Origin of the sequence: Bacillus sp. JJ783 (genome assembly GCF_036963225.1) — a bacterium.
GTDB lineage: Bacteria > Bacillota > Bacilli > Bacillales > Bacillaceae_G > Bacillus_A > Bacillus_A cereus_U.
The window spans coordinates 1-3,432 of the sequence record NZ_JBALMG010000184.1 but is presented as its reverse complement, the minus strand read 5'-3'; the positions used below and the strand labels follow the sequence as shown (position 1 = coordinate 3,432).

Here is a 3,432-nt window from a genome sequence, read left to right as displayed (position 1 = left end):
TAGTTTCTTTTAAAGATTTATTGTAGGTTATTTAAACGGAAAAACAAAAAGAACTTGTATGAATCCCTACAAGTTCTTTTTAGTTTAAGGTGAATATACGGGACAAACAAACTATCTTACAGATTCATTATAAAACTACAGGGGTAATGCTTTGACAAGTATATTATATAACAAATATTAATATCCATAGATTTTAATTTTGAAAATTATGTGAATTAAGAAAACAAAACGGTATATCATTTTATCTTCTCCAAAAAATCTATTTAGTTATTTCGTATAAATAGCTTTAAATTAACATCTACATAATAATAAATTAGTGAAAATATAAATATAGGTAAATAGAAAAGAATGTAGCATTCTTACAGATAGACCTATTTTTATATCCATGATTAATTAATTAATTATAATAAAATAAATTTCTTGTTACCACTAAATATAATTCTTAAAAACATGTAAAGCACTGACATTCTGACCATGTATTTTTGAAAGGGTTTAGAATTGTATATTTTTCACAAAAACAAGATATAATTATTATTGAAGAGCAATTTGTAAGTCCCATTGAAATATGTGGTAAATTTACATGGGATATGAAATGCATATTCGAAAAGAGATAATGCACTTAAAAAAGTGTTCTTATCTCTTTTTTACTTATATAATGAAGAAATCAATTGTTTAAAACATTTTGGCCATGAATCAATTATTGAGGTACGGGATTCCATTTTGCTAAATTTCATGTTTATTATATAAATTTTATATAACAAAGAAGAAGCACCCGTTTTGGATGCTTTTAAATCTTTTCTATAATATAAACTAATGTCTTTTTTGATGGTGCATGATAAGAGTAACCTTGATTATTATGAACATATATTTCGTATTTACCCATCACTTTAAATCTTTCAGTTTCAGAGTCGCATAAAATAGTTAAATCTTTTCTATTATTGCATAACAAATTAGAAATTTGTTTTTCGGTATAAATTCCCCCTACCGCTAATTCTTTCAGCATCTCTTCATATTGCATAATTTCTCCACCTTCCCAATCTATTCATTCAACAGAAAACATAATTATCCTTTTATTCAAATGAACAAAAATCTATCGCCGAAGTGACGGCTCTAAAGAGGATGGGAGAAACAAAGAATCTTCCTAGTTCCTTTTCTAATCGTTCTAACGCATCAACACACTCATTAGCTACGGTAGTTAATTCCTTAATGTTTTCGTTAGCTTTTTTTTATCTATATCAACTTTCACTTAAACTACATTCCATATCTTTTCGAGAAAATTGTACGCTAAGAAGTTTATAAAGGTTGGAATCACTTAACAGGCGTTTATAAATGTTTTCGTTCATAGTTATAAACGTGATAATCTTTGATTTTATAGGGAAACAAGTTATGTCCTTAAAAGGGATCCACCACATCGCTATCAAGCTAACCAAAAAAATACCCCCTAAAATGAAAAAATACGCCATTCTTTCTGTAGAATCAATCGAACGAATTCGTTCGATATCTTTTATTTGGATAAAAACCACCGATTCATTAAATCGGTGGTCTTATGTTTATATATTATATATTTGTATCAGTATCGAATTTTTCCAGTACTTTTAATAAAATAGTTAAAATGATTGTGGACACAATAGCTACAATTAAAATACCATGAGGTGATAACTGTACCGAAGTTAATCCGATTTTTGCGATTCCAAAATATCCAACATAAGTAGCTAAGAATGATGTAACTACTGAAATTGTAAATCCTAAAAATCCTAATTCGTCTAGCTTTTGCTCAGTCAGTCCACATACACTTAAAATCTTAGTAAAAATAGTCGCAACGAGGAATAATCCGATAGATAAAAGGAATAATGAAATTGCTCCAGGATATACAATTTCACCTGGCATCCATTTTCCTAATGCTAGCATTAAAAATGCAGGTAGGAAAAGTGGTAAAAATAGTCCTAGAATTATTACTAAGCCCGCTGTTTTATTCGGTGTTTCATTATTATTTTGATTACTCATAAATCCTCCTAAATACTAAGATGAAAAATAACTTCTTAAAGAGTTCAATATATATTACCACATTAAAATCACCGAATTGAAATTATTTTTTATTCAGAAAATCGAGCGGGTTATCTACTATTTGTAAGCTGGGTACTCGGTGTTTTACTGTATACGTTATTTAGGCTTACCGCCAGCATTTCGGAAAAACCCCACGCTAAAAGCATGCAAGATTTTATACAGTTTTTCGGCTAATCTAATAACAAACGAGAATCCTAAAACTACGCCAGGATAGGAATGTATAAAAAAATGCATAGATCCATAGAACAAAAAAGGAGGTTCCCTTATGAGAGTAGGGGTTCCTCCTTGTCCTTGCTACCAATAATAGGACGTTATGTTAAACCATCCTGAATATTCTATACAGTCTACTCGTCACGTTTGTTGTGCTGTTTCATAATTAAAATCCTGTAAAGGCAAACTAACTTAAAAAGCCTTTGGAGGAACTTATGAGACAATTTATCGTGACATTAGTAATGTGTATGACCATTTTTGTAAGTCCATATCAAGCACAGGCAAGTGCATCAGCATCCTTACCATGTAGTGTTATACTAAATCCACTCAACAAAGCAGACAAGAATGCCAAAGGGGTTGCTTTGGTCTATAAGGTGAAGTTAACAGAGAGTTTTCCACGAACAAACATAAGCATTCTGGGTGTACATCTACCTGACCCAAGCACTTTAGGTAATTACGATACATACGAAGGTTTTGCCTTCATTCCAGACAAAATTAGTTGGCGATTCAAACTGTATCCTTCTGAAGAGGATGATGATCCTACTTGGGCGGGGAGAATTGACATTATTACGGCAGAAATGAAAGGCGTACAGATTCAAGTACGCCCATCCAATTCCAAAACCGAAAAATTAGGATTACCTGTTTTAACAAACAGTATCAAAGCCTGTAAATGAAGAACAATCCATACACCTTCCAATAACGGAAATTATGTAAATATGAACCCCCTTCAGTAAGTAAACTGAAGGGGGTTTTTCTAGATACATGGAATACCGATAAGTGGGGTTATGTAAACGTATATAAACAGCTTATTTATAACGTAAAAAAACAGAAAATTCATGATATAATAGACCTTGTAATATCCATAATTCGGAAAAAATATTAGGAGGGAATTTATGCAATCATTTGTAAGACAAAATATAATTAATTATAAAACAATAGATAAGCTGTTTCTAATTTTAATTTTACTATCTGGTACTTTAGCTTTTAGCATAGATCAATTTTTATATGTTACATTTTTCTTATTAGGGATTATGTTTATATATAGAAGCATAAGAGATTTGTATTTAAATGTTTCATATATAATTATTGGTCTTGAATTAGTAGTAGGTGTATTTCTAGCCATATATATGGCATTTAATTATTTAGTTGTTTAGATGA

4 protein-coding genes are annotated in these 3,432 nt (G+C 30.3%); 2 read left to right on the top strand and 2 right to left on the bottom strand.

What is annotated here, in order from left to right; all coding sequences use genetic code 11:
- Positions 1-787: 787 nt before the first annotated feature.
- Positions 788-1,018: a hypothetical protein gene (locus tag V7038_RS27175; protein WP_335695914.1), complete on the bottom strand. Its 231-nt coding sequence runs from the start codon at positions 1,016-1,018 to the stop codon at positions 788-790.
- A gap of 539 nt (positions 1,019-1,557) precedes the next feature.
- Positions 1,558-2,004 (bottom strand): epimerase, encoded by a 447-nt coding sequence (locus tag V7038_RS27170; RefSeq protein WP_335695913.1) that lies wholly within the window; start codon positions 2,002-2,004, stop codon positions 1,558-1,560.
- Positions 2,005-2,489: 485 nt separating this feature from the next.
- Between V7038_RS27170 and V7038_RS27165 the strand changes: the two genes are divergently transcribed.
- Both V7038_RS27165 and V7038_RS27160 read left to right on the top strand, forming a co-directional pair.
- On the top strand, positions 2,490-2,948 hold the full coding sequence (locus V7038_RS27165; protein ID WP_048517272.1) for a hypothetical protein: 459 nt from the start codon (positions 2,490-2,492) through the stop codon (positions 2,946-2,948).
- Positions 2,949-3,167: 219 nt separating this feature from the next.
- Complete coding sequence (locus V7038_RS27160; protein ID WP_003209860.1) at positions 3,168-3,428, top strand: hypothetical protein; 261 nt, start codon at positions 3,168-3,170, stop codon at positions 3,426-3,428.
- Positions 3,429-3,432 lie beyond the last annotated feature (4 nt).

Coding starts and splice junctions, on each gene's coding strand:
- V7038_RS27175 (WP_335695914.1), bottom strand. CDS start 1,018: ATGCAATATGAAGAGATGCTGAAAGAATTAGCGGTAGGGGGAATTTAT.
- V7038_RS27160 (WP_003209860.1), top strand. CDS start 3,168: ATGCAATCATTTGTAAGACAAAATATAATTAATTATAAAACAATAGAT.
- V7038_RS27165 (WP_048517272.1), top strand. CDS start 2,490: ATGAGACAATTTATCGTGACATTAGTAATGTGTATGACCATTTTTGTA.
- V7038_RS27170 (WP_335695913.1), bottom strand. CDS start 2,004: ATGAGTAATCAAAATAATAATGAAACACCGAATAAAACAGCGGGCTTA.